4 protein-coding genes are annotated in these 972 nt (G+C 46.7%); 2 read left to right on the top strand and 2 right to left on the bottom strand.

Annotation, left to right across the window (positions count from 1 at the left end; all coding sequences use genetic code 11):
* Positions 1 to 142 (top strand): TraQ conjugal transfer family protein (locus H8S64_RS22160; protein WP_186978729.1); only part of this gene is annotated, 142 nt, incomplete at its 5' end.
* 12 nt (positions 143 to 154) lie between these two features.
* Entirely contained in the window at positions 155 to 475 is a 321-nt protein-coding gene (locus H8S64_RS22155) for a hypothetical protein (RefSeq protein ID WP_186978728.1), read from the top strand.
* Here the strand turns inward: H8S64_RS22155 and H8S64_RS22150 are convergent.
* Together H8S64_RS22150 and H8S64_RS22145 are read right to left on the bottom strand one after the other, a co-directional pair.
* Positions 460 to 681 carry a hypothetical protein gene (locus H8S64_RS22150; RefSeq protein WP_186978730.1) on the bottom strand — a complete coding sequence of 74 codons (222 nt, stop codon included), beginning with the start codon at positions 679 to 681 and terminating at the stop codon, positions 460 to 462. The two genes, H8S64_RS22155 and H8S64_RS22150, sit on opposite strands and share 16 nt — an antisense overlap.
* A partial coding sequence (locus H8S64_RS22145; RefSeq protein WP_436231475.1) for a DUF6956 domain-containing protein occupies positions 678 to 972 on the bottom strand: 295 nt, incomplete at its 5' end. The genes H8S64_RS22150 and H8S64_RS22145, both read right to left, overlap by 4 nt.

Here is a 972-nt window from a genome sequence, read left to right as displayed (position 1 = left end):
CAGGCTCTACTACACCTCGGCATCGACCGACCAGCAGACGATTGACATTTATATCATCGACAGCTTCGGGCAGATGCAGCAACTTACACTATCATTCAATAATGACAACAGCGAAGAAGGAACGGAAACAATAACCCCCTAATAACAAAACGACATGGTAAAAATAGAATTGGATATAGAAGGCATCTCGTGGTACATAGAAACCACGTTGGAAACAGATACAGTTCCGGCAGTAGGTGACATCATCATTGTGGACAAGGACTGTATTTCCGAACGTGACAGTGCTGAATTATGGAAAACGCCGTCCAATCAGGTTTTCAAATGGGCGGACGAAGAAGATGATACGCCCGTAATGGTATGGTTCGATTGCGAAACGGAAATGCTTGTCACTAAGCGGACATGGAAATATGACATCGAGGAAGAAGAAACCGTGTGCATACTTGGTGTAAAATTTATTCACTATGAGGATTTATAGTTGCGACATCCGTTTTTATCATCCTCTTGGGAAACCGGGTATGGAATGATACGCAAAGCGTAAATATCGGGCAGACAGCCCGCCGGGAAGCATCGGCGGGCTGTTTCCATGATAGGGAAAAGAAAGGCTTCTTTGTTACTTTCTTCACCCGCTGGCAGGCTCACGGAAGAAAGTAACGGCGGCAAGCAGCCGCCGTCCTCTATCAACTGGTTTTAAGGCTCTTTATGGACGTGTATTTCTCTAACCACACCTTTACCTGCTCCATGTTATATTCGCCCGTGATGATTGCCGTATGGTCGTCTATGGCTACAAACCGGACACTTTCATAGCTGTTTACCCAACCTTGCAGGGAACAGACGCCCCACGTGTCCACATCTGCAAAAACACTGCGGTCTATCCGGCTGATTGGCTCGCCGAAAACTACCGTCATTATCTGAAAGTCCGGTTTGTCCTCCAACAGTTGCAAATGATGCAGCGTGCCGAACTCGTCTATTTTG

It is taken from the genome of Butyricimonas hominis (assembly GCF_014287455.1).
Lineage (GTDB): Bacteria > Bacteroidota > Bacteroidia > Bacteroidales > Marinifilaceae > Butyricimonas > Butyricimonas muris.
The sequence above is the reverse complement of the archived record's forward strand: the minus strand, read 5'-3'. Positions and strand labels throughout refer to the sequence as shown.

Excerpts from the sequence above, each read along its gene's own strand:
- H8S64_RS22155 (WP_186978728.1), top strand. The coding sequence starts at position 155 with ATGGTAAAAATAGAATTGGATATAGAAGGCATCTCGTGGTACATAGAA.